At 51.8% G+C, this 23,536-nt stretch carries 18 protein-coding genes; 10 read left to right on the forward strand and 8 right to left on the reverse strand.

The window, feature by feature from the left end; translation table 11 throughout:
- Positions 1 to 3: 3 nt before the first annotated feature.
- Both tssH and D6C13_RS22605 read left to right on the forward strand, forming a co-directional pair.
- On the forward strand, positions 4 to 2,538 hold the full coding sequence (gene tssH / locus D6C13_RS22600) for a type VI secretion system ATPase TssH (protein ID WP_120134921.1): 2,535 nt from the start codon (positions 4 to 6) through the stop codon (positions 2,536 to 2,538).
- Positions 2,525 to 3,628, forward strand: coding sequence for a VasL domain-containing protein (locus D6C13_RS22605; RefSeq protein WP_120134922.1), 1,104 nt, complete (start codon positions 2,525 to 2,527; stop codon positions 3,626 to 3,628). Before tssH ends, D6C13_RS22605 begins: the two co-directional genes overlap by 14 nt.
- A gap of 381 nt (positions 3,629 to 4,009) precedes the next feature.
- On the opposite strand, the gene D6C13_RS25505 is transcribed toward D6C13_RS22605, so the two are convergent.
- Together D6C13_RS25505 and arsH are read right to left on the reverse strand one after the other, a co-directional pair.
- Positions 4,010 to 4,741 carry a hypothetical protein gene (locus tag D6C13_RS25505; RefSeq protein ID WP_147408197.1) on the reverse strand — a complete coding sequence of 244 codons (732 nt, stop codon included), beginning with the start codon at positions 4,739 to 4,741 and terminating at the stop codon, positions 4,010 to 4,012.
- A gap of 202 nt (positions 4,742 to 4,943) precedes the next feature.
- Positions 4,944 to 5,648: an arsenical resistance protein ArsH gene (arsH, locus tag D6C13_RS22610; RefSeq protein WP_120134923.1), complete on the reverse strand. Its 705-nt coding sequence runs from the start codon at positions 5,646 to 5,648 to the stop codon at positions 4,944 to 4,946.
- Between the two features lie 86 nt (positions 5,649 to 5,734).
- Here arsH and D6C13_RS22615 point away from each other — a divergent pair, with 86 nt between their 5' ends.
- From D6C13_RS22615 to D6C13_RS22640, 6 genes are all read left to right on the forward strand, one after another.
- Positions 5,735 to 6,055 carry a metalloregulator ArsR/SmtB family transcription factor gene (locus D6C13_RS22615; RefSeq protein ID WP_120134924.1) on the forward strand — a complete coding sequence of 107 codons (321 nt, stop codon included), beginning with the start codon at positions 5,735 to 5,737 and terminating at the stop codon, positions 6,053 to 6,055.
- 46 nt (positions 6,056 to 6,101) lie between these two features.
- Positions 6,102 to 7,391, forward strand: coding sequence for an arsenic transporter (locus D6C13_RS22620; RefSeq protein ID WP_120134925.1), 1,290 nt, complete (start codon positions 6,102 to 6,104; stop codon positions 7,389 to 7,391).
- A gap of 12 nt (positions 7,392 to 7,403) precedes the next feature.
- The gene (gene arsC / locus D6C13_RS22625) at positions 7,404 to 7,838 is read left to right on the forward strand and encodes a glutaredoxin-dependent arsenate reductase (RefSeq protein WP_120134926.1); all 435 of its coding nucleotides are present in this window, start codon (positions 7,404 to 7,406) and stop codon (positions 7,836 to 7,838) included.
- A 161-nt stretch (positions 7,839 to 7,999) separates the two neighbouring features.
- Complete coding sequence (locus D6C13_RS22630; protein ID WP_147408198.1) at positions 8,000 to 8,278, forward strand: hypothetical protein; 279 nt, start codon at positions 8,000 to 8,002, stop codon at positions 8,276 to 8,278.
- A gap of 42 nt (positions 8,279 to 8,320) precedes the next feature.
- A complete protein-coding gene (locus D6C13_RS22635; protein WP_120134928.1) occupies positions 8,321 to 11,281 on the forward strand; it encodes an ATP-binding protein in 2,961 nt (986 codons plus the stop codon).
- 15 nt (positions 11,282 to 11,296) lie between these two features.
- Complete coding sequence (locus D6C13_RS22640; protein ID WP_120134929.1) at positions 11,297 to 11,920, forward strand: response regulator; 624 nt, start codon at positions 11,297 to 11,299, stop codon at positions 11,918 to 11,920.
- Between the two features lie 45 nt (positions 11,921 to 11,965).
- Here D6C13_RS22640 and D6C13_RS22645 read toward each other — a convergent pair whose 3' ends face one another.
- From D6C13_RS22645 to D6C13_RS22665, 5 genes are all read right to left on the reverse strand, one after another.
- Positions 11,966 to 12,964, reverse strand: a complete 999-nt coding sequence (locus D6C13_RS22645; protein WP_244212749.1) for a fimbrial protein — start codon at positions 12,962 to 12,964, stop codon at positions 11,966 to 11,968.
- A 29-nt stretch (positions 12,965 to 12,993) separates the two neighbouring features.
- Complete coding sequence (locus D6C13_RS22650; protein WP_120134931.1) at positions 12,994 to 14,019, reverse strand: fimbrial protein; 1,026 nt, start codon at positions 14,017 to 14,019, stop codon at positions 12,994 to 12,996.
- A gap of 24 nt (positions 14,020 to 14,043) precedes the next feature.
- Positions 14,044 to 16,596, reverse strand: coding sequence for a fimbria/pilus outer membrane usher protein (locus D6C13_RS22655; RefSeq protein WP_120134932.1), 2,553 nt, complete (start codon positions 16,594 to 16,596; stop codon positions 14,044 to 14,046).
- A gap of 30 nt (positions 16,597 to 16,626) precedes the next feature.
- On the reverse strand, positions 16,627 to 17,313 hold the full coding sequence (locus D6C13_RS22660) for a fimbrial biogenesis chaperone (RefSeq protein WP_167458066.1): 687 nt from the start codon (positions 17,311 to 17,313) through the stop codon (positions 16,627 to 16,629).
- Between the two features lie 75 nt (positions 17,314 to 17,388).
- Positions 17,389 to 17,916: a fimbrial protein gene (locus tag D6C13_RS22665; protein ID WP_120134933.1), complete on the reverse strand. Its 528-nt coding sequence runs from the start codon at positions 17,914 to 17,916 to the stop codon at positions 17,389 to 17,391.
- 740 nt (positions 17,917 to 18,656) lie between these two features.
- Between D6C13_RS22665 and D6C13_RS22670 the strand changes: the two genes are divergently transcribed.
- Both D6C13_RS22670 and D6C13_RS22675 read left to right on the forward strand, forming a co-directional pair.
- Positions 18,657 to 19,280, forward strand: a complete 624-nt coding sequence (locus D6C13_RS22670; RefSeq protein WP_120134934.1) for a response regulator transcription factor — start codon at positions 18,657 to 18,659, stop codon at positions 19,278 to 19,280.
- A 3-nt stretch (positions 19,281 to 19,283) separates the two neighbouring features.
- Complete coding sequence (locus tag D6C13_RS22675; protein WP_244212750.1) at positions 19,284 to 22,589, forward strand: response regulator; 3,306 nt, start codon at positions 19,284 to 19,286, stop codon at positions 22,587 to 22,589.
- A 10-nt stretch (positions 22,590 to 22,599) separates the two neighbouring features.
- Here D6C13_RS22675 and D6C13_RS22680 read toward each other — a convergent pair whose 3' ends face one another.
- Entirely contained in the window at positions 22,600 to 23,493 is an 894-nt protein-coding gene (locus D6C13_RS22680; protein WP_120134935.1) for a LysR substrate-binding domain-containing protein, read from the reverse strand.
- Positions 23,494 to 23,536: the final 43 nt, after the last annotated feature.

A 23,536-nucleotide genomic window follows, 5' to 3' on the forward strand; every position in this document is an offset into this window, starting at 1 on the left:
ATTATGAGCCACTATTTAAAACAAATAATCCAAAAACTCACAGCAGAGAGCCGGGCAAGTCTTGACGATGCAATCAACATGGCGGCTTCACGTACCCACCATGAAGTTGAAATAGAGCACCTGATTTTGTCGTTGATCACCCGTCATAGAACGTTGATGGAAGCCCTCAGTCTGGGAGCCGGCCTGGCACCCGATATCCTTTTAGGATCAGCTCAGCACGCATTGAACACTTTACGCAGTGGCAACAGTCGTGCGCCGATTTTTTCTACCGGTCTGGTCGAATGGCTTGAGATAGCCTGGCTTCATGCCAGCACTCAATGGGAACAAGTCGTGCTTACACCTCAAGCATTGCTTGCCGGTTTATTAGATGGAAGTCCCTTTCCTGATTTAGCCCCCGATGTTCTAAAAGCCCTTACCTGCGACCGAGATGCCGCTGAGCAGATCCTTTTGAATGCATGTAAAGCGCCTTCTAATACAAAGTCATCACATTTTGGGCAAGAAGGTAGTGCACTCAGTAAATTTACCCGAAATCTTAGTGCTCAGGCCCGTAAAGGAGAGCTTGACCCGGTTATCGGGCGGGAACCGGAAATTCGTCAGATGATCGACATTTTACTTCGGCGGCGTCAAAACAACCCAATTCTTACTGGCGACCCTGGCGTTGGAAAAACGGCATTGGTAGAAGGTTTGGCCCTGCGAATTGCTGCAGGTTACGTACCGGACTCTCTAAAATCTATGGAGGTGCTGACGCTGGATTTGGGACTGCTTCAGGCGGGAGCAAGCGTAAAAGGCGAGTTTGAAAATCGTCTTCAGGCGTTGATGAAAGAGATAGCCAGCGCCCCTCAGCCGATTATTTTATTTATCGACGAAGCTCCTACGCTGATTGGTGCCGGTGGTCAGGCAGGACAGAACGACGCGGCAAACCTGCTCAAACCCGCACTCGCCCGGGGGGAACTGCGCGTAGTTGCCGCCACGACATGGGTGGAATATAAGAAATATTTCGAAAAAGATGCCGCCCTGGCACGTCGATTTCAACGAGTACAGGTGGGTGAGCCTGGGGTCGAAAGTGCCACCGCCATGTTACGGTGCATTGCTCCCGCGATGTCACGCCACCACGGCGTGCAGATCCTGGAAAGTGCGATCCATGCTGCAGTCACGCTCTCGAGTCGTTACATCACAGGGCGGCAGCTACCGGATAAATCAGTCAGTTTGCTCGATACTGCCTGTGCACGGGTTGCGGTTTCCCAATCTCATAAACCCAAAGAGATTGAGGATATCGATGTCCTGCTCAACAACCTGTATACCGAGCGTCAGGCGCTTTTAAAAGAGGGTCAGCATGAAAAGCGCCTTGAACAGCTGTCACTGAGGGAAAGTGAATTCGTTGCGGACCTCGCCAGCCTTATGCCGCTATGGGAGGAACAAAAACATCAGGTACAACAAATCCTGCAAAGTAATGATGCTCAACTAACAGCCCGGTGTCGCAAGAAGCTTACGCAGCTCCATCAGACTAAAGCACTGGTATTTGACTGTGTTGATGCCACGTGTATTGCCGATGTTGTCTCAACCTGGACCGGTGTGCCACTTGGGCGCATCATTGAAAATGAACAGCAACAGCTCAGCGTGCTGCTTCAGCGCCTTGAACAGCGCGTGGTCGGTCAACGTCACGCTCTTTCCAGTATTGCGACACAAATTCGCATTAGCCGGGCCAATATGAGCGATCCGCTTAAACCCACCGGAGTCTACATGCTCGCTGGCCCTTCAGGGGTAGGCAAGACCGAAACGGCCCTGGCCCTGGCTGAACTACTTTGCGGCGGTGAACAAAGTCTGGTAACGGTCAATATGTCTGAATACCAGGAAGCCCACAGTGTATCGGGCCTGAAAGGATCCCCTCCAGGTTATGTGGGTTACGGTCAGGGTGGTACGCTGACTGAAGCGGTTAAACGTAACCCCTACAGCGTGGTGTTACTGGACGAAGTAGAAAAAGCACATCCCGACGTCATGGAGCTCTTTTACCAGGTATTCGACAAAGGGGTAATTGAAGATGCAGAAGGTCAGCTCATCAATTTTCGTAATACGCTGATCATTATGACCTCAAACCTCGCCAGCGGTCACATCACCGCGGCTTGCGCAGCAGGAGAAAACTCTCCGGAAAAACTCTGCGAACTTATCCGTCCCGAGTTTGAGCGTGTTTTCCGTCCGGCATTAATGGGACGTATCACACTCATTCCTTACCTCCCGTTACAGCCTGATACGCTGGCACAAATCATCAGATTAAAACTTGGGCATATTTGCCAGCGATATGACAGCGCTAGCCTGGGCGAAATTCAGCTCAGCTATAGCGAAAGCACTGTTGCCTGGGTAGCCGCAATGTGCAAAGTGAATCAGAGTGGTGCTCGTGATATCGACCAGGTGTTAAACCAGCATATGTTGCCGCTACTGGCAGACAATCTGCTCCAGGATAAGAAGAAACGCCGGGGAACTATGAAGATAGGTATCAGTAAAGACAAACAAGTGACGTTGAAAACTTATGACAAAAATTAATTACGGCACACAGCTCGATGAGCTGAAAATTAACTGCCATGATCCCCGTCATCGCAATGAATTTCTGCTGCTGAGCAACAGCGTCAACAGTTGGAAAATGCACGTTCATGACCGGTCGTGGTGGCTGTTGCAGGAAAACATGTGTCTGGAGCTCTTTCAGCGCTTTGGCTACGACTTGCAAAGTGGCGTATGGTTTTGCCTGATAAGCTGTCAGCGTCACGGTTGGGCAGGTATTGCTAATGCCACGCTATTGCTTGCCGAGGCTTTTACCAGGAAACAGCGCCAGTGCTGGCCCCCTCTGGCGGCAACAGATCTGCGCCAGCAAATCATCGAATGGTACTGCACCTACTCTGCTACCAGTATTTATGGTTTACCCGTGCGAAATGTCGACGCGACAGTCCTCCAGCAACTGGAAGATGCTGTGTCGGTATTACTTGCACAGGCGGTGAACCTGCAGTCTCGCAGCCAGACTACGCTACGCAGCCTCCAGGACTACCTGCATGCCAGCAGGCAATCGCTACAAAAACGCGCGTTGGTAACCCAACCTGTAACCCCTTCCCCCTCCGCTGTGACTGCCGTTCACCCATCGCAAGTGGAGCAAACAACATTTTCATCGCCACGTCCGTGGAAGGCGTTGATCCTAACTGGAGCCACCAGTGTTATCTTAACTCTTGCGGTCGTCAGTGCCATACAATGGCTGGGAAGTCCTTCTGCAGCCATCAGTTTAAATAAAATATGGCCAGGTAATTTCATATCAAGAAGCTGGCAAAATAAGCTGGCGGAACAAACTACCAGCTTGCCGACTATAAACAGTTGGGCACGGGTAAAGAGTCAGTTAGATAATTTAGAGCAACGTCTGCTAGACGCTGAGCAAAAACGCAAACCCTATATGACGATCTCTGAGCTAAAAACCGAGATTTATAATATGAGGCAAACCCTGCAACAAGGAGGAGAACCAGTACAAGCTCAGTTGGATGATTTGCAAATAAAAATTGATAACAAACAACCGGTGAGCGCTGCAGAGATAAATGTTGTATCACAACATCTTGATGCGTTAAATAGTCGTTTAGTCCAGCTTAGGAATAAATGATAAAGGTTTAATTCATATGGCGCATGAGGAGATTTACATAAAAAATCGCATGAAGAAATTACATGGCTTACTGATGCGAATCAATTCACGCGCATTTCGATACGGATAAAGCACTCGAAAAAAAACCTTAGAGCAGTGCCTGGTGTAATGGTGCGCTCTGGCATGAGTGTAATTAATGCGAATGTGAAAATTCCTGACGGTGATGGTCTCGCTTCAATATTAAGGTATTCTTCCGGGGGGGGTATTAAGTATGGTTAGGATTATGATTAATAATATGGGGTTATTTCACTTATTAATGATTTAGAATTGCGGATTTTACAGCAGCTCACCGTGGAGCTGTTGTAAAATACTCTTCTATGAAATAAAAATAATTAAAGCGAGTTAATTGTCACTGAAATCACTAAATTTGGAACTTCTACTATTATTGGATCCGAACGAGGAAAAACTAGAAAAATCAGATGCTCTGCGCGAATCTGCGGAGCCAGGGCCTATACTTAAACGTTCGAAGTCGTATTCCTGAAAAAGACTTTCTGGCAGAAGACGCTTTATATTAGGATATAAATTAGTCTGTCTTAAAGAAGGTGATGGTTGATAATGCCCGCTATTGTTTGCCCACGAAATTAAAGTACCAAAGCGAAAAAGCATGTCGCCTGCGAAAAGTACATCTTCACATTTTGTCAGAGACGTGTGCCCTTCCACTTCGAACCTATCACTCGAGTTAAATGCATTATCAGCGCCTGTGCAATTAACTCCAGACCGCCGGGAGTCATTACGACTTCCTGACAAAAACTGATTTATCGGGTCATAGGCTTTTCCGCAATAAATTTGAGAGGGGTTAGTGGCTAAGATAACAAATAAGAACCGCCCATTTAATTCTGGCTGGGGTTGTACGCCACCATTAACCGGAGATATGAAATAAAGACCACTATGTGCGCGCTGTAGAATGAATATTTTATTACTTGCCGCTGGGGTTTGTGGGGTCGTTAGTTTAAGCCCCAGGGGCAGTAAATTTCCTTTGGCAGCATTATGACGCTTTAATAATTCCAGATTTTCACGAGTTAGGTTACGTGAAAAATACACATCCAATAGTTTGAGTTCTTTTTGGCTTAACATGATTAAATCCATTTAAAATGTAACTAATTAAAATTATAACAGTAAAGTCATATCAAAATAAATACTAAAATTAAAAATTAATATATACATATCATGAATGTATGAGCTCCGATTCAAACGACAAACATACTGTCGCAAAGGGCATTGCCTTGCCAACTTTGTGCTTTCTCCAGCAAGGCGTTAGTCCGGCGAGGGCAAAGGGTCAAATTTTTTCCTGATTAACCCGCGCGGACAGTTCCCGAAGGCTTTCTTTCCTTTCGCTGTAGCGGTCTGCCAGATAAGCGGTGTGTCCTTTGAGGAGCAACGTGATTTTGAACAACTCTTCTGTCACGTCCACAATCCGGTCATACCAGGCCGATGGTTTCATGCGCCCGTCCTCGTCAAATTCCTGCCATGCTTTTGGCACGGATGACTGATTGGGAATAGTGAACATCCGCATCCAGCGACCAAGGATTCGCATCTGATTGACCGTATTAAAGGACTGCGACCCGCCGCTCACCTGCATCACTGCCAGCGTCTTGCCTTGCGAAGGACGCACCGCGCCTTCACTGAGCGGTATCCAGTCGATCTGCGCTTTCATCACTGAACTCATGGCGCCGTGTCTTTCCGGAGAACTCCAGACCATTCCGTCACACCACCGGACTAGCTCCCTTAATTCGAGCACTTTCGGATGAGTATGCGGCGCATCATCAGGCAACGGCAAACCGGAAGGGTTAAACATTTTCACTTCAGCGCCCATTTTTGTCAGCAACCGCCCCGCTTCTTCAGCGACGAAACGGCTGTAGGAACGCTCACGCACTGAACCGTAGAGGATGAGAATTCGGGGGCTGTCTTCGGGACTGCACTCAAGTTTGCTGGCAATGGCGTCGTCAAAACACGCCTGTTTGATTGCAGGTAAATGCGTCATAAAAATTTTCCGTTTCGTAAGTTATGCTTTAAAACCTAACATATATGTAATAACATATGTATAAATACTTCATATCGAGGTTTGCTATGTTACTCCCGGTTCAGCTTTTTAAACTCCTTGCCGATGAAACCCGCTCAACCATCGTGATGCTTCTGCGGGAATCGGGTGAGCTGTGTGTCTGTGATATTTGTGCAGCAACGGAAGAGTCTCAGCCCAAAATATCGCGTCATATGGCCATGTTACGTGAGGCCGGAATGGTTATTGATCGACGTGAAGGGAAATGGGTGCATTACCGTCTGTCACCTCATATACCTGCCTGGGCTGCGGCCATTATTGATTGTGCATGGAATTGTGAAAGAGAGAACGTGCGCAAAAAACTCGCCAGCGCGGCCTCAGTTTCTTGCTGAATATGAATAAACACATGTATTTATGTGAATGTATAAGGGGTCTCTGATGTTACTGGCGGGTGCCATTTTTGTATTCACCCTGATTCTGGTTATCTGGCAGCCCAGAGGGCTGGGGATTGGCTGGAGTGCTGCGCTGGGAGCCGGTCTGGCATTGCTGACAGGTGTAGTTCATCTGGCTGATATTCCGATTGTCTGGCAGATTGTCTGGAATGCGACCGCGACCTTTATCGCCGTGATCATCATCAGTCTGTTGCTCGATGAATCAGGTTTTTTTGAGTGGGCGGCACTGCATGTTGCCCGCCTCGGCAATGGCCGGGGGCGACTACTCTTTACCTTGATTGTTCTGCTTGGCGCGATGGTCGCTGCATTATTCGCTAATGATGGTGCCGCGCTTATTCTGACGCCCATCGTTATTGCGATGTTGCTGGCACTCGGATTCAGTCAGCGGGCAACGTTAGCTTTTGTTATGGCCGCAGGTTTTATTGCCGATGCTGCCAGTCTGCCGCTGATTGTCTCGAATCTGGTCAATATCGTGTCGGCGGATTTCTTTAAACTCGGATTTTCTGAATATGCCGCCGTAATGGTGCCGGTCAATCTGGCGGCTATCGCGGCAACATTGGTGATGTTGCACCTGTTTTTCCGCAAAGATATTCCTGCTTTTTACGATGTCGCGCTGTTGAAAGAGCCGAAAGCCGCTATCCGTGATATCGGAACCTTTAAAACCGGCTGGATAGTTCTGGTTTTACTGCTGGTGGGATTCTTTGCTCTGGAGCCACTGGGTGTGCCGGTCAGTCTGGTTGCCGCTGCGGGCGCCCTGCTTTTGCTGGCTGTTGCGAAGAAAGGGCATGCCATTAACACCGGCAAAGTGATACGTGGCGCGCCGTGGCAAATCGTGATTTTCTCGCTGGGCATGTATCTGGTGGTCTATGGATTACGCAACGCCGGGCTGACCCACTATCTTTCCTCACTGCTAAATGCTCTCTCGGATCAGGGGTTATGGGTAGCCACTCTGGGAACGGGTTTCCTCACGGCTTTTCTGTCATCCGTTATGAATAATATGCCCACTGTTCTTATCGGCGCACTGTCTGTTGATGGCAGCACAGCGACCGGCGTCATCAGGCAGGCACTGATTTACGCCAATGCGATAGGCAGCGATCTGGGGCCCAAAATCACACCGATTGGCAGTCTGGCAACTTTGCTGTGGCTGCATGTTTTGTCGCAGAAAAATATCAAAATCACCTGGGGATATTACTTTCGGGTGGGCGTGGTCATGACTGTTCCGGTGTTGTTCGTCACGCTTGCCGCGCTGGTGTTGCGGCTCTCTGTCACTTTCTAATGAGATACCGATATGAGCAAAATTACTATCTATCACAACCCGGCTTGCGGCACGTCCCGTAACACGCTGGAAATGATCCGCAACAGCGGCAATGAACCGAGTATTATTTACTATCTCGATACCCCTCCATTGCATGATGAACTGAAAAAACTGATTGCAGATATGGGCATTACGGTGCGTGCATTGCTGCGAAAGAACGTTGAGCCTTATGAGCATCTGGGGCTGGCAGAGGATGTTTTCACCGATGAACAGCTGATTAATTATATGTTGCAGCATCCCATTCTCATCAATCGTCCGATTGTGGTGACGCCCCTGGGAACCCGGCTATGTCGTCCGTCTGAGGAGGTGCTGGGCATTTTGCCTGATGCGCAACGCGGTGCGTTGACTAAAGAAGACGGCGAGCAGGTGGTGGATGGTGAGGGGAAACAAATCAGTAAGCACAGTTAAAATCTGGCAGTTCTAAAACGCTATCGTTTACGCTAATGTTATGAAATTGTATGGCTCCCCTGTTTCATCTATATTTAAAGCCAGAAGACGCTTCATATATCAGCACGTTGAGCTTCCCTGAAAACAAATAATGGGGGGGGAATGTTCACGGAGAATCTATGTTGAAATACCCGAATATCCGTGAACAAAACTGGCCAGCTGCCGGCCTGAGACACGTTGTTATTTTTCTGATTCTAGGGCTGCTTTTCTGCTGCAACCCCTTATCTGCCGCTCCGCTTGCGTTAACTCTTTTACCTCATACCTCCGCCAGCGCGGTCGAGCTGGAAAAAAATGCGGCCTACACCCACTGGCTGACACTGCATCCGGTTTTACGCGTCGGGGTTGTGGCACCTGCGCATCCTCCTTTTCAGGTCAATATTGATCCGAAAGATTTTGAGTGACTGACGGCAGATTATCTGGCCTTACTGGCATCCGCGCTCGGCGTGAAATTCCATATTTTACAATATCCCGACCGGCAGGCTGTCGTTGCGGCGTTAGGATCATCTGACGTTGATATGATTACCGGGGATCAGCCACTGGCGCAGGCCCATCCTTCGCTGATAGCGACGAACCCCTATCTTGAGGATCACGCTGTGCTCGCCAGCCAGATTCCGGTAGCAAAAAACGAGACATTGCGCGGGAAAACGCTGGTGTATGTTGGCGATGAAAAGCTGCGAACTGCCCTTGATAAAGCTTATCCGCAGGCAAAAAGGGTCGCGCAAACGGACTATTACACCGCGATGGCATCGGTCGCCAATAACGAAAATGTGGTGATGTGGGCTAACTATGTCACCGCTGAAGAGATAAACCGGCGTATTTACGATAACCGGTTAATTTTGTCGCCGGATGACGTGATGCCGGTTCAGGATCTGCACTTTATCACCCGGCAGGATTTACCGGAACTGGCGGCTGCCATTAATGCGGCGCTGGAAAATATCAGCACGCAAACGCGCAGTCGTATTGCCCAGACCTGGGGGCTGAGTCCGGTCACGACCGGGCAAGTCGAAACGCCGGTGCAAACCGCAGAGGAGCGTGACTGGATTGCCCGTCATCCGGTGGTGCAGGTGCTTGTCGTCAACACTCATATTCCGCTGACGTACATCAACGATGACGGAGAAGAAAGTGGTTATACCATCTCGTTGCTGAAAAAAATCGGGGAACAAAACGGCATCACATTTCGCTGGCAGGCTTTCCGCAATGTGACAGAAATGCGCGCACAGATCAAAAAGGCCCCTGACTCGCTGATTGCTGCTGCTGACGCTTCTGCCAATGAAGATGCTGACATCATTTTTTCCCGTCCATATCAGATTTCAAACTGGGTTCTGGTGACCCGAAAAAACTTTCCGGCGGTCACCTCTCTGGCTGAGATGCAGGGGAAGAAAGTGGCGGTGTTCACCGGCAGTTATTATCTGCCCGCACTGCGTGAACAGTTTCCGCAAGTTGAGTTCGTTGAAGATGATTTTTCGCTGGAAACCGCGCTTTCGCTTCTGACTCACCGGCTTGATGGCGCGATAGTGCCGCAAACCGCCGCCAATTTTGTGCTGAAAAGTTACCTTGAGGATCGTTTTCGCATAGCCCTCACCCTGCTCGTTCAGCCGCTGCGGCTGGCGATGGCCACCAGCGCCAGAAATAAGCCGCTGATCTCCGTTATTGATAAAGCGTTGCGCGAAGTACCGCCCCGCGCGATGGATGCACAACTGACCGGCTGGCAGATGCGCTATGCGCTGGAACGCTTTGAAATCTGGGGGCGCTACCGCACTGCTATTATTATCGCCTCGGCGGTGCTCATTGTGATTGCACTGCTGCTGGCATTTTATTTCTGGCGTAACCGCTTTCTGAAACGCAACCTCGCAATGCAGCAAAAACTACAAAATGAACTGGAAGCCGCTAAAAGACAGGTGGAAAAAGCCAGTGAATCCAAAAGCGTATTCCTTTCGCAAATGAGCCATGAAATCCGCACGCCGATGAGTGCTTTGACCGGCCTGCTGGAGCTGGAAAATATTGGCCAGTCCTCGCCGGAGCAGCGTCGAAATAACATCGCCGTCGCCTGGGAATCCTCAAAATCGTTACTGATGCTGGTGGGCGATATTCTTGATATGGCAAAAATCGAATCCGGGACTTTTACCGTACGCAGCGTGCCGGTTTCTCTGAAAGAAATGCTTAACAGTGTCAGCACGTTATTTCGTCACAGTGCGGAAGAAAAAGGGCTGACTTTGCAATCTCAGCTCGATGTGCAGGCTGACCGCATTCTTTTTGATCCGCTGATGCTTCAACAAATCGCCTCCAACTTGCTGAGTAACGCCATCAAATTCACCCCGCACGGCGAGGTGGAAATCATCATTTATCAGACCAAAACGGTCAGCGACAACCAAAATGAATATGTGCTGGAAGTCTGTGATTCCGGCCCCGGATTAACCGCAGAGCAGCAAACTGCCATCTTCGAGCCTTTCGTTCAGGTCGGATCCGCCCGGATGGCTCAGCACGGCACCGGGCTTGGGCTGAGCATTTGCCGCCAGCTTGCCGGATTACTCAGCGGTACGCTGGAAGTGGAAAGTACCTCTGGCGAAGGCACAACGTTTATTTTCCGCTTTTCTGCCCCGCCAGACCCGGGCACTCAGGCCTTGTCAGAGCAGATTGTCAGGCAGGAAACACATAATCCGCTCAATATTTTACTGGTGGACGATCACGCGCCCAACCGGCTGTTACTGGCGCAACAGCTTGAGTTTGCCGGTCATCACACTGTGGCGGCGGAAAATGGTGAACAGGCGCTGCGGTTATGGCTGGCTGAGGAGCCGCCTTTTGACATGGTGATCACTGACTGCAATATGCCGGGAATGAGTGGCTTTGAGCTGGTTCGCCAGCTGCGCGAACATGAGACGCTGGCCGGACGTCCGCCACAGCCGATGTTTGGATTAACAGCCATGGCGGAACAAAAGGTGGTTGCGCTGGCCACCCGCGCTGGAATGACCGACTGCCTGTTTAAGCCCGTCGATCTGGCCCGCCTGTTTGCGTGCATAAGTGGTGTCGAAAGCATTAAAACCGAGCCGCCTGTTTTTCTGACGTTACACAAGCTCGCACAATCACAACCCGAAACATTCCGCACGCTGATTTTGGCAGTTATTGAGAAGAATCAGCAGGACAAAGCGGCGTTAAAGCAGGCCATCACTGATGAAGATTTTGACGAAATACAGCGTATAGCCCACAGTCTGGTTGGCGGAGCACGGATAATAGATGCAACCGCGCTGGCGGACGAATGCCAGCAAATCGAGACAGCGGCTCAGGACAAAAATTTACCCCGTATTATCTCGCTGGCCTCCGCTTGTGAAGAGCGGATAGCACAGCTGGAAAATCAACTCAGACAGGTGCTGCATGACATTGAAAAGAACCAAGCCGTTGGGCAGTAAACGCAGGTTTGTGACATGAAAAAAATCTTTATTGTAGACGATCATCCCGTCTCTCAGCTTGCGGTAAAAGTCGTGGCAACGGGCAATGGTTATGAGGTGGCAGGAACATGCGATAACGGTCGTGATGCCCTCATGTCCCTGCGAACGCTCGCGGCAGATCTGGTGGTTGTCGACATTGACATTCCCCCGCCCAACGGACTTGAAGTGATTAAACGCCTGCGTGATGAGGGGTTTGCCGGCGGTATTCTGGTACTTACCGCGCATAACGATCAGCATTTTGTGGATCGTGCGCGCACCGCCGGGGCAAATGGCTTCATCAGTAAAAATAATCAACTTGATCAACTCGCCGATGCCTTCAGGGCGGTGATGAACGGTTATGAGTTCTTTCCGCAGCGTCAGAGCCCCGCGACTGCTGTTACACCTTTACAGTCCGAGCAGGAACTGTTGAGTCTGCTGTCTAACCGTGAAGTGCAGGTGCTGGGATATATTGCCCGGGGAGAAATGCTGGTGGACATCGCAGAAAAACTGCACGTCAGCAATAAATCGGTCAGCACCTATAAACGACGGATTATGAGTAAGCTGGGCTTTAGCAAAACGCTTGAGATGATTGAATTCGCCAAACGCAATCATCTTGCCTGATGGTCAGATTTCAGCGGATTGCCGCAAAGCGATCCGCTGAACACGCTACTGATAGGTGGTGGTAAAGGTAGCGCTGGCGTCGGCTTTACCCGGCGTGATGGCGGACGATGTCTGGAAATAGCGCGCCCGGAGGTCGATGGCAAACATACCTTCGCTGGCGGTGGTGGCAATTTTGAGCATTTCACCCAATGCGACGGGTGTCTCATTGTAGAGCACCTGCACGCCGACGCCGGTTGCTGTCTGGCCAGCCCCTCCTGCATCTATATTCAGAACGCCCCGGCTGGCATCTGCCGCGCCCGCGCTGCCCGGCTCGAGGGTCAGATTCACATTGGTCGCCTCGTCGCAGTTCAGATCAATAGTGAAAGGCACCTCGACGCTGGTACTGCCTGTGCCGGAAAAGTCGGTGTTTTTCGTCCTTCCCATGTTCACCGTAATATTGCTGTTAGTCACGGTGCACGCCACCGTTTGCACCTGTCCGCCTGACAGCGTGTAATTGAGCACATTCAATTCGCCTGAGACCAGCGCCTGCGCAAATGAGCCGGTCGTGATCGGACCTGAACCTGTCACCGGCGCGATTTTTACCAGCTGAAGCTGGAAACTCCCCCAGGTACCCCCGCACAGACGCCACCAGTTATCAGCGTTACGGCAAGACACGCCAGAAATACGACGTGGCAACGGACCGGTGCCGTAGCGCCCGGCCGTCGAACCTGCGCCAGAGGTTACGATGCGAAATGCCAGCCCGGCAACACCAGACTGATACAAGGCTTGCGCGTTATAACTTACCGGGGCGAAAGCGCCGCCGCCTGCCGCCCATTGGGTGACAAATCCTGACGTCGTGCACTGGATAAAATCATTGCGGCTGCCAAGCGCGTTATTGGTCACGGTGGCGACCACACTCCCCACCGGCGCATCACGCTGAACCACCACGTGGCCGAGATTAAGCGCCACGGAGTCACTGGTGGCAAAACGATTATCCATAAAACTGCATGACGCCAGCGCGCCCTTCGCTGCCAGCATCAGCACGCAGCCGGTTATCCATTGCATCGGCATTTTTCTCATTCTGGACCTGTTCATTATTGATAAGTCATCGTAAAGGTGGCGTTGGCATCAGCTTTACCGGGTGTGACCGCCGGCAGCGTCTGGTAATAACGGGCTTTAAGCGGCACGGCATAAGCCCCGTCGGCGGTGGTACGGGCCACTGTCACCCGCGTACCCAATGCAACCGGTGCGTTGTTAAACAGAATCTGAACGCCGACCCCGCTGGCGCTATCTGCGGCCCCGGCGTTGTCGAGATTCAGCACGCCTTTGGTGGCGTCAGCGGCACCGGAACTGCCGGCTGCGAGTGTCATATTGATATTGGTGGACGCATCGCAGTTTAGCGCAATCGAAAAATCCGCTTCGCCGCTGGTGCTGCCCGGCCCGCTGAAATCAGTATTTTTGGCTTTACCCATATTCACGGTGATATTGCTGTTAGTCACCGAACAGGCCACCGTTTGCACCGTACCGCTGGCAATGGCGTATTCGAGAATGTTGGTTTCCCCGACGACAAGAGCCTGGGTGATGGTCCCGGTGGTCAGCGGGCCGGAACCCGTGACCTGTGCGATTTTCACCAGCTGAAGCTGATAGTTTCCCCAAGTGCCACCGCATAAACGCCACCAGCCGCTGCCCGTTGTACAGGCGGTGCTGGTGACCTGACGCGGCAACGGGCCGGTGCCGTAACGTCCGGCGGTGGTGCCGGCCCCCGGTGTCACAATCCTGAATGCCAGCCCTTCGATACCGGACTGATAAAGCGTCTGGCCGCCATAAGTCACCGGTGCATAGCCTGCGCCCGCCGCCCATTGGGACCGAAAACCGGTAGCGTTACATTCGATAAAGTTATTGCGCCCGCCGAGCACCGTGTTGGTGGTGCTCCAGACGACGGTTCCTACCGGCGTATCGCGCTGCACAATGATCGACCCAAGACTGAGCTGAACGGAGTCATTGGGGGTAAACCGGCTGTCCATAAATCCGCAGGATGCCAGCGCGCCTTTTGAAATCATCAGCAGCAAGGCGCAGGAAAGCACGCGGTTGTGGACGATTTTTTTGATTAACATTTTCATTTTCATACCTTATTCGTCAGGTGCTCAGCGGCACTGACCGTTGATCGCAGGAATTCCTTCGCCGCTGGTGTTCTGGCTGAGACGATAACTCACCCGGCACTGACGATCGGCTTCTTTGCCCCACTGAACATGCAACGTGCCCTGGTTTTTAAGACCGGCGAGATACACCTGTCCGCCGTCACCCACGATGCTGCTGCCTGCATCCGGGTCGGCTTCATTCACCACGGTTGCGCCAAACGGCACGGCTTTTCCGTCCATGCGGATAAGGGTCATCAGTGCCCGTTGTCCCACCTGGGCACGGTAATCCGCCCGAACCACGGCACCACGGGTTGGTACCACGGTGCGGCTGGTTTGTTTGAGGTCTACGTTATCCGCCAGCGTTTCAGTGCTCAGCGTGACGTCATTACGACGGTAAGGCATCAGGTTCGGCACCAGCGCATAGCCACGATAGTCGGTACTCACGCCGGTCTGGTTATTGACATCCACCCCTGACGCGCACGGTACTTTGACCAGACCAAAGGTTTCGCCCATGGTCTGACCGGCAGTCACGCCATCGGCGTGCGCTACAATGGCGCCCTGAACGCCGTAGTTCATCGTGCGCTGCCCATCGCTGTAGCTATAGCCGCCGTTGACTTCGCCGTACGTGCCGCGATAGTTCGCGCTGGCATAACCGGTATTGCCCTGTCCTTTCGAGGCATAGCCCTGCGTGACGTTCCAGTTAAGGTTGTTGTCTTCCAGCGCCGTGCCGTTAAGCCCGGCGGTATTCACCGTGCCGCGTGATTTGCTGCTGCTCACGTTGTAACTGGCGTAGGTTTTGCTCAGCCAGCGATCCAGCGGAATGCTCAGGTTCAGCGAAACCACGTCATCGCGTTCAAACGTTTTGCCGTAGCTGTTTTCACCGGCACCGGAAGAAGTGGTGTTACGGTTCATTGCATAATTGAGGCTATAGCTGATGCCGTCCCAGCTGTTGTTGTAACCCAGATTCCAGGAGGATGTTTTACGGCCAGTACCCCAGTAATCCTCGCTGATCGCCCCGACGGACAAATAGCCCCGTTCGTCGCCCAGATCCTGACTTAGCGTCAGTTCGGCGCGGTTACGTTTGCGTTCGTTACGCAGCGCATAAGGATTATCGCTGTAGGTTTCCAGCACATCCGCCAGCGTATAAAACCCGGAAGTGGAATAGCGGTATCCGGCAATGGCGATATGGGTACCGGTTTCAGCCAGACTTTTGCTATAACGGATCCGCCAGGACTGGCCCTGACGGGTAGTCTCATCTTTCGGCTCGCCCCAGGATTGCGTGACATCGGCAGAGACAGCACCGAGGGCACCGAGGTTCTGGCCGATACCGCCGGCCACCGAGCGGTAATGTTCCGCGGTCTGCGCGCCGGTGTATAAGGTCATGCCTTTGCCGACGCCGTAAATTGCCGTCCCCTGAGCAAAAGGTGTTTTCTCAACGCTGGTGTCATAGGCGCGGTACTGACCGCCGGTCAGGCTAAAACGCAGTCGCCCTTCCCGCTGTAATACCGGCAGAGACGCAAACGGCACCACCATATTTTGCTCGCTGCCATCGGCTTCTTTCACCGTGACGTACAGGTCGCCGCTGCCCCCGGTCGGGAACATATCGGTAATCTCAAATGCTCCGGCGGGTACGGTAGTCTGATAAATCACGTAGCCGTTCTGGCGGACAATCACCTGCGCGCTGTTACTGCGGGCAATACCCCGCACCACCGGCGCATAGCCGCGTAAACTTTCCGGCAACATTTCGTCATCGGAAGCCAGCTGCACACCACGAAACGGCACGCTGTCAAACACGTCCGACGGTGCCAGGCTTTCACCCAGCGTCAGCTGACTTTTGAACGGCACGATGCTGCGCTGTGCGTAGCTGTACACCGTGTTCCACTTATCGCCTTCGCCACCGCCGTTGCGTGACCAGGTGGAATAGTTACGAAAACGCCACGCTCCGAGATTCAGCCCCGGCCGCAGGTTGACGTACTGGCTGTTGCCGGACCCGCCCTGCGCATTGTCGAGTTCACTGACGCCGCTGAAGCTGTAGTTGAGCAGTGCCGCATTGATGCCTTCATCCCACTGTGACGGCGGAACATAACCGCGAATGCGCGGATTGACGGACGCCTGTGGAATGGAAATGTCCAGACGCTGGGCACTGAACACAAATTCTGCCGAGCCATCCGGAATGGCGGAGAGCGTGACACAGCGCGCCCCAGCAGGCTGGAGATCGGGGAATAAATCGACCCGCACGCCGTACGCGGCCAGTTCGGCGGCATCCAGGCAAGGCTGCAAGCCTTTATCTGGCGTCTGAAAAAAGGTCACTTCCCGGCTGTCTACCTTGTCGTTATTGAGGTAAATGTCGACGGGATAACGCCCCGGCAGCTGTCCTCCGTTTTCGAATGCGGACAAATCAGGCGCGGTGCCTTCTTCGCCGGTCTGCTGCAACAGCGCCGGATTAAAATAATCCCTGGCCTGTGCGGTCAGTGAAGGCAGGAGCAGCGCGACGGCGATCGCCAGAGAGGTCGGACGAAAGCCAGGACGGCTTTTTTCAGCTTGAGTTAAAAGGCGCATTATTTTTTCCAGCGGGTCGGTTTCCAATACTTAAAGAGACGATTTATGCACTGCGCCAATGGCGCCGTAATCACTAATAACTTTCCATTCGATCTGATTGCCGCGGGCATCCGGCGGCAGCGAAAACAAGGCGGTGGCATGAGGTGCCACGTAAGTCACTTTTTCAAGCGGGCGGCCATTGACGCTCACAGACTGGAAATTGATGTAATAAGGCGTCGGGTTATTCACCGCTAATGTCTGCCCCTGACGGGTCCATTTCAGACCGCTGCTGGCTTTTTCCGGGCTTGAGTTTTTCAATGCCTGCGGACGGTAAATCAGCTTGATCCGCGTGTTGATCGCCAGTTGCAGCGTGTTTTCTGAACGAGAAGGATCCGCTGTGGGGATCGACTTGATGTTCAGCCAGTACAGGGTTTCGCGGTCGGCGGCGAGGCGCGGCGCAGTTTGCATAATGCGCAAGGTATTTTTTTGATTACCGTCCAGACGGAACAATGGTGGCGTCACGATAAAGCTGCTTTTATCGCTTTGCCCTGCTTCGTTTTCCACCCATGACTGGATGAGGTAAGGCGCGCTGTCCGGGTTTTCTAAACTGATGGAGGCTTCTTTTTTGCCACCGTCATAAATGACCCGCGTTCCGCCGACAATCACACCGGCGTGAGCGATTCCGCTGCCTGCAAGAAAGCCGGCTAACAAGAGTGCTGAAATTTTGGTCTTCACCATGAAAACTCCTGGGTTAAAAAAGCCGGCCAACTGGCCGGCTCAGAAGAAAATGGCAGAACGTTCTGCCGCGCTGAATCAGTTGTAAACAACACTGAATGTGGCGGTAGCATTAGCCGGACCTGCCGTGACCGTCGCCGCTTTAGAGATGTACGCCGCGATGAATTTCAACGTGTTAGTACCGGTCTGGGACAGCGTGACGCTTTGAGAATCGGTGAACAGCGGCAGAACTGAGTTATCTGCGTTACGCAGTTGGATCCCAACGCCGGTGGCTACACCACTCACCTGGCTAAGTTCCAGCGTGTCGTTGTCACCCTGGTAAGGCGTGCCGTCGAATTTCACCGAAGCAGAGGTGACGCTGGCCGGGCAGCTGGTCAGGTCGATCTGAAATGCGGTGGCACCGGCAGAGACGCCTGCGGCTGAGAACGCTTTGTCGCTGATCTGACCTAAAGTCACGGTCTGGTTAGCGCTGGAAGGAGAAACAGTACAGGCGGCGTCAATGATTTCGCCGTTGAACTGGATTGTGCCGTCAGCTGCATTTGCTGCTGAAACAGATGCACCACAAATTACTGAAACTAACGCCAGAGCGTGAAGTTGCTTTTTCATAAAACAAATTTCCTGTAAGTAAATGAAGGTCAACGCCGGGCATCGAATTAATCCAGTTAAACGTGAGTAAGAAATGAAAGACGCGCATTCAAATTCATTAGTCATTAATTGGATTGCTGCAAGGTTCCGGTTATTGCTGATATATCCACAAAGCGTAATTGGTTTTTAGGTGATAACCATCTTGTCCGGAATATAGTCTTAATGCCGAAGCGAGAATTTGTCACTACCTTTAGAAATCCTGACTCCTTTGCTCATCCGGAGCGTTCGGTGTCATTGAAATAATCGTCCGTGTTTATTTCTGCTTTGTGGGAATCACTATACCCCGACCAAATAATTAAACATTCAGAATAAGGACTGATGCATGTCATCAAAGACGACAACTGTTGTCATCCAAAGACTACAAAGGGCAAAAGTAAGAGTTAGGGAAACAGGTGTTAAAGCAGTTAACGCATTTTTTATGATAACGACTATGACAATAATAATGTTTTATTTCATATGGTTACTTTATTTCTTTTATGGGGGTTAATCCGGGGTAAGGCTATGGAGCAAAAATCAGGCTGTCGTCGGCGACCCGCGCGGTCCTGTCATCCTCTTCTGCTTTGAGTAAGGAAAGTCATCGTTATAAATGCGTTTTCCACATTTTGATAATTTTGTTGATATAAATTAAACCTCAAATTTTATATTGATTTCGACAATGCTTTCGTGGCAGCCTTTAAAAAGAAAATAATTAAGGAATTCTTATGGCAAGTATTTTAATCATTGACGACCATCCGATGGTCCGTCTGGCTATTCGTATGTTACTTGAAAAAGACCTGCATCATATCGTGGCAGAATGTGGTGACGGAATGGAGGCGTTTAAATTAACGCAAAGACTCCAGCCTGAAATAGTGGTGGTAGATTTAGATATTCCAAGCCTCAGCGGTGTGGAATTAATTGATAAACTTCGTAAGTCAGGATTCAACGGCAGAATGCTGGTACTCACCGGCCGCGACGATGAACATTATTTGAGTCGCTGTATTCATACCGGTGCTGACGGATTTGTCGGCAAGGGTAATAATCTTGATGAACTCCGTGATGCGATTAAAGCGGTGGAACGCGGTTACGGTTATTTCCCTATTCGCAGACAGGCGAAAAATATACGCAATCTGCCCGCCGGTGAAACCGACGTGGTAAAAATGCTTTCTAACCGCGAGCTGCAGGTACTGCGATATCTGACACAGGGGATGAAAGTTAATGATATTGCTGAAAAAATGTTCATCAGCAATAAAACAGTGAGTACCTACAAAACCCGGTTGCTGAGTAAACTTCAGATCACCAGCACTGTGGGGCTGGTTGATTTTGCCCGCCGTCACAACCTGGACTGACCTGTGAATATTCGTAATTTGCTGCTATCCGGCCTGCTCCTGTTTACCCTGGGTTTGGCGCAATCCACGCTTGCTGCTGAGCATATGTCTCTTATCAGCCGGGAAAGTTACGACCCCAGGGTATTTACGCTGGACGACAGTGACTGGCGCTGGCTGGGAAATAAACGCTCGCTGGTGGTGGCCGTCTGGCAACCTGAAATCCCCCCGCTTTATCTCTACAGCGGCGAAGGTCGGTATGAAGGCATGATCGCCGATTATATTAGTCTGCTGGGGGAATATCTCGGCTTGCGGGTGGAAGTTAAAGCCTTTGCGAGCAGAGAGGCGGCACTCTCTGCGCTGGCACAAAAACACGTCGATATCGTGGCCGACCCCTCTGCAAAAGATTTGCCATTCAGTCACTCGCTGGTCTCTTCTCCCAATTTCATCAGCGATCATCCGGTTCTTGTTCATCGCAAAAAAACCAGGAATGCCCCGTTTCGCTATGAGGAAGGCATGCGGCTGGCGATTGCCCGCTGGTATGTTGATGACAGCTGGATTGAGCAAAATTTTCCAGGTGCGGCAATCAGCCATTTTGATACCGACGATCAGGCGATGGCCTCCGTGGCATTCGATGAAAATGATTTTTACATCGGCAATCTGGTCACCGCTTCCTATCTGCTTGAGCGAAATTATCCCCATTATCTGATGTTTCAGCAGGTGTACCCTGAAAGGGATACGGGCAGCCATTTCGTCATGAGAAAAGAGGACGAGGTGCTGACTCGCTCCGTGGGTCGCGTATTAACCGCCATTCCACGCACGCAGAACCAGGTGATTTTACAACAGTGGAGCGAGCGGGCGAATCTGTGGAAAGTCAGCAAGAAAGTGGAATTTACCGCCGCCGAGAAGAAATGGCTGGCGGCTAATCCCACGGCCAAAGTCTCTGTCAATGCGTTCTATGCCCCTTTCACCATGATCGATGCCAGCGGGGGTTTTTATGGCGTCACTGCCGATATCTTGCGGATGATACGTCTGCGTACCGGTTTACATTTCGATCCGGTTTCTGCCGATTCAGTCAACACCATGGAAGGTCAGATCCTCAGTAAAAAGGCGCTATTTATCGGCGCAGTCAGTGAGAGTGAAGAACGCAATCAGAATCTGCTGTTCTCCCGCCCCTACTTCAGCTCGCCTTTTGTGCTGATTGAAGCGCTGGACAAAAACTACTCCGGCACGCTTCCCGCCGGAACCCGGGTGGCGGTGGTGAGTAAAAATATCCTGATCCCGGAACTGCAACGCCAAAATCCGGGGATCCAAATTATTGAAACCGCCAATGCCAGTATCGCCATGCAAAAAGTAGAAGACGGCAAAGCGGACGTGGCGGTTCATACCCTTTTCGGCGCCAGCTATATGATAGATCGCTATTTTCGCGACCGGCTCAAGATTGGCGGCCGGGTGGGAGATCAGACGGCAAAAATCGCGTTTGCTGTTTCCCGTGATCAACCGGAACTGCTGAGTATTATCAATAAGTCGCTGGAGAATATTTCTCCGGCGGATATCAGCAGCATCATCGATAAATGGCAGACGCGCCCGGATGTTCGCCTCGATACCTGGGAACTGTATAAAACCCGTTTCTGGCTGGTGTTTGCCGTGGCGGGGATTATGATCCTGACATCCCTTATCTGGATATATTATCTGCGCCGCGAAATCGGTGCCCGTCAGCTTGCGCAGCAAAAATTACAGTCGCAACTGGCGTACAACGAAACGCTCACCCGCGCATTGTCGGAAGAAACTGAACGTGCCGAGCAGGCAAACCGCGCCAAAAGCACCTTTCTGGCGACGATGAGTCATGAAATCCGCACGCCCGTTAGTGCGATTATTGGTCTGCTTGAGCTCACCGTAAACACCACCGGTAAACAGCTTGAGGATGAGGATCCTGTGCGGGTCGCGTGGGAATCTGCCCGTTCATTAATGGGGCTGATCGGCGATATTCTTGATATGGCACGCATTGAGTCGGGTCGTCTGGAGCTGGCGCCGGAATGGGTCAGAACTTCAGAACTTTTACCGCCTGTCGTGCGGGTCTTTGAGGGGCTGGCGCGTCAAAAAAGTCTGCGGCTGCACTGTACTTTGCCTCAACAACTCCCTTATCAGGTCTTTATCGATCCGCTGCGTTTTCGTCAGGTGCTTTCAAACCTGATCAGTAATGCGATCAAATTCACCGATCAGGGCAGTATTACTGTCGAAATAGCCATCCGGGAGGGGACAATATCTGAAAGCACCCTGCTGCAGGTATGCGTGGCAGATACCGGGAAAGGGATTTCCCACGAGGAGCAGAAAGATATTTTTGATCCCTGGGTACAGGCAAAGAATGGCACGACTCAGAGCGGGTCTGGACTGGGACTGGCGATTTGCTCGCAGCTGGTCCACATGATGGACGGCACGATTGATATGACAAGCGAAACCGACAAAGGGACGAAGGTCAGCTATACGGTTCCGGTTCAAACACGGGGTAAACAGCCGGAAAGAGCGCTGAGTGCCACAATCAATGAAGCCCCGGTGCCGCATCTTGCCCTGAGGATCCTCGCAGTGGACGATCATCCGGCAAACCTGATGTTGCTCCGGCGTCAGTTAACGCATCTCGGACATCATGTTACCGAGGCCCGCAACGGTGTGGAGGCCTGGGATCTCTGGCACAAGGAGCCTTTTGATATGGTAATCACTGATTGCAGCATGCCGGGTATGGATGGCCTGACTCTGACACGTTTGATCCGTGATCTTGCCGGGGATTCCGTTATGATCCTCGGGCTGACAGCCAATGCCTGGCCGGAAGAGCGCACCCGTTGTCAGGCTGCAGGAATGAATGATTGCTTGTTCAAGCCTCTGCAACTGGCGCAGCTGAAAACCATCCTTACTCATGTCGCAAAAACCTTACCGGAAAAGGCTGATAACATAAATCCACTCAAAAATCTGGTTGATTATCAGAAGCTTCAGCAGCTAAGTGATTTTGATGACGACATGCTGCGGGAGTTGCTGAGTCTCACCTTAAACAGCAACCGGGATGATCTGATACAGGCAAAAGACCTGCTCGAATTACAGGACTGGCCCGAGCTTGCAAAATGTATTCATCGTATATCCGGTGCAGCGAAAATTTGCGGTGCCGGGCGGGTGGAGCTCGCTTGCCGAAAACTGGAATCTGCCTGTCTCCTGCACGATCATGATGATGCCGAGATCGGGGAATTATGGCCTGATGTCAGTGCCAGCCTGGGAGAGTTCAATCTGGCGATTGAATCATGGCTGAAGAATAACGATCTGACGGCCTCCCGCAGTTTACGTTGAGGACTCTGTCTTAAACGCCATTTGCCATAGACGACGCTGCCATTGCCAGATAAGCGCTGACCGCGTTACCCGGCTCCTGCATCCGGCTGATCATGACCAGATTGGCTGTCAGTTCCTGCGCATTGAGGTTGCGGTAAACGAGCCCTGGAATATTCACCTGTTGCAGGGGCGCGGGGATCAGCGCCAGCCCGAGCCCGGCGGCGGCAATCGCCAACACGCTCAGTGTGCTGTTTGAACGATGTGCCACGTGAAAACGCTCTCCCAGTCGCCGCGCCAGTACCACGGTCAGATTTTCATGGGTATCATGCGCGTCGTACAAAACCAGCGGCTCATCGGCGAGCATTTCAACGGTGAGGTGCGGATGCGCGGCTAAGGGATGATCGTCGCACAGCGCAATCATGATTTCCCAGTTTCCCGCCTGCTGCACTCTGATTTGCGGATCAGTCGTGGTGCTGTTATCCGGTGTGTAACCGATATCGATGCGTCCGGCGAGGATCGCTTCTACCTGCTGCTGCGGCGCAATTTCCTGAATAATAATTTCTGCATCCGGATGGGTTTTTCGGAAACGGCGTAAATCAGCAATCATTTTGCCGCTGAAAATGGCGTTTCCGGCAAATCCGACGCGCACGCGACCGGTCTCGCCACGCATTGCACGTTCTACCGCCAGCCGGGTGTGTTCCACCTGTTCCAGCGTCAGCCGGGCTTCTGCCAGTAAAAGTATTCCCGCTTCGGTGAGCTCGACACGGCGACTGGTGCGGATAAACAACGGGCCGCCCAGCTCAGTTTCCAGCGCTTTAATCTGCATACTCAGTGCCGGCTGCACAATGTTGAGACGCTCCGCGGCGCGGCCAAAGTGCCCTTCTTCTGCCACGGCCACAAAATAACGTAAATGTCGGAGTTCCATCGTCGCCTCATTCATCATTAAAAATGATTGTTCAGTAATATCT

It is taken from the genome of Rahnella woolbedingensis (assembly GCF_003602095.1).
GTDB lineage: Bacteria > Pseudomonadota > Gammaproteobacteria > Enterobacterales > Enterobacteriaceae > Rahnella > Rahnella woolbedingensis.

What these genes read in the sequence shown, in the direction of transcription:
- arsC (WP_120134926.1), top strand. Translation starts at nt 7,404, where the DNA reads ATGAGCAAAATTACTATCTATCACAACCCGGCTTGCGGCACGTCCCGT.
- D6C13_RS22665 (WP_120134933.1), bottom strand. Translation starts at nt 17,916, where the DNA reads ATGAAAAAGCAACTTCACGCTCTGGCGTTAGTTTCAGTAATTTGTGGT.
- D6C13_RS22680 (WP_120134935.1), bottom strand. Translation starts at nt 23,493, where the DNA reads ATGGAACTCCGACATTTACGTTATTTTGTGGCCGTGGCAGAAGAAGGG.
- D6C13_RS22605 (WP_120134922.1), top strand. Translation starts at nt 2,525, where the DNA reads ATGACAAAAATTAATTACGGCACACAGCTCGATGAGCTGAAAATTAAC.
- D6C13_RS25505 (WP_147408197.1), bottom strand. Translation starts at nt 4,741, where the DNA reads ATGTTAAGCCAAAAAGAACTCAAACTATTGGATGTGTATTTTTCACGT.
- D6C13_RS22620 (WP_120134925.1), top strand. Translation starts at nt 6,102, where the DNA reads ATGTTACTGGCGGGTGCCATTTTTGTATTCACCCTGATTCTGGTTATC.
- tssH (WP_120134921.1), top strand. Translation starts at nt 4, where the DNA reads ATGAGCCACTATTTAAAACAAATAATCCAAAAACTCACAGCAGAGAGC.
- D6C13_RS22655 (WP_120134932.1), bottom strand. Translation starts at nt 16,596, where the DNA reads ATGCGCCTTTTAACTCAAGCTGAAAAAAGCCGTCCTGGCTTTCGTCCG.
- D6C13_RS22650 (WP_120134931.1), bottom strand. Translation starts at nt 14,019, where the DNA reads ATGAAAATGTTAATCAAAAAAATCGTCCACAACCGCGTGCTTTCCTGC.
- D6C13_RS22670 (WP_120134934.1), top strand. Translation starts at nt 18,657, where the DNA reads ATGGCAAGTATTTTAATCATTGACGACCATCCGATGGTCCGTCTGGCT.
- D6C13_RS22640 (WP_120134929.1), top strand. Translation starts at nt 11,297, where the DNA reads ATGAAAAAAATCTTTATTGTAGACGATCATCCCGTCTCTCAGCTTGCG.
- D6C13_RS22645 (WP_244212749.1), bottom strand. Translation starts at nt 12,964, where the DNA reads ATGCAATGGATAACCGGCTGCGTGCTGATGCTGGCAGCGAAGGGCGCG.
- arsH (WP_120134923.1), bottom strand. Translation starts at nt 5,648, where the DNA reads ATGACGCATTTACCTGCAATCAAACAGGCGTGTTTTGACGACGCCATT.
- D6C13_RS22615 (WP_120134924.1), top strand. Translation starts at nt 5,735, where the DNA reads ATGTTACTCCCGGTTCAGCTTTTTAAACTCCTTGCCGATGAAACCCGC.
- D6C13_RS22660 (WP_167458066.1), bottom strand. Translation starts at nt 17,313, where the DNA reads ATGGTGAAGACCAAAATTTCAGCACTCTTGTTAGCCGGCTTTCTTGCA.